Consider the following 762-nt stretch of genomic DNA (forward strand, 5'->3'; position numbering starts at 1 on the left):
CAGGTCAGCATCGGCCGGGTCGAAATCCGCGCCGGCGCGGCGGCCGCAACGCCGGCCGCGACGCCGCGCCGCAACGGCGCGCCCGCGCTCGGCCTGGACGACTACCTGCGGCAACGCCACGGAGACCGTCGATGAGTAACGCACTGGCCATCGCCGCGGTGACCGCCACGCTCAAGGATCTGATCAGCGACAGCCTGCTGGGCCTGGACCTGTCGTCGATCGGCAGCATCACCGTCACCTCCACGCCGCCGGACCGGATCACCACCGGGCAGACCGAGCCCAACCAGCTCAATCTGTTCCTGTACCAGGTCACGCCCAACAGCGGCTGGCGCAACCAGACCCTGCCGACCCGCGACGGCAGCGGCCAGCGCCTGCGCAACGCGCCGCTGGCGCTGGACCTGCACTACCTGCTGACCGCCTACGGCGCCCAGGACCTCAACGCCGAAGCCCTGCTCGGCCTGGCCATGCTCGCGCTGCACGACACCCCCGGGCTCGACCGCGCGCGCCTGCGCAACGCGCTGGGGCCGCCGAATCCGCCGTTCGGCGATTTCTCCGCGCTCAACCTCGCCGACCAGATCGAATCGCTGAAGATCACCCCGCAATACCTCGGCGGCGAAGAGCTGTCCAAGCTGTGGACCGCGATGCAGGCGCGCTATCGCCCGTCGATGGCCTACCAGGTGTCGGTGGTGCTGATGGAAACCGAGGCCGCCGCGCGCGCCGCGCCGCCGGTGCTCAAGCGCGGCGCCGACGACCGCGGCCCGG

Annotated in this window: 1 protein-coding gene; it reads left to right on the forward strand. The window is 71.8% G+C overall.

The window, feature by feature from the left end; translation table 11 throughout:
- Positions 1–131: 131 nt before the first annotated feature.
- Positions 132–762: DUF4255 domain-containing protein (locus A7A76_RS04360; protein ID WP_206410048.1), on the forward strand; the 631-nt coding region annotated here is incomplete at its 3' end.

The sequence above is a fragment of the Lysobacter enzymogenes genome (assembly GCF_017168095.1).
Lineage (GTDB): Bacteria > Pseudomonadota > Gammaproteobacteria > Xanthomonadales > Xanthomonadaceae > Lysobacter > Lysobacter enzymogenes_D.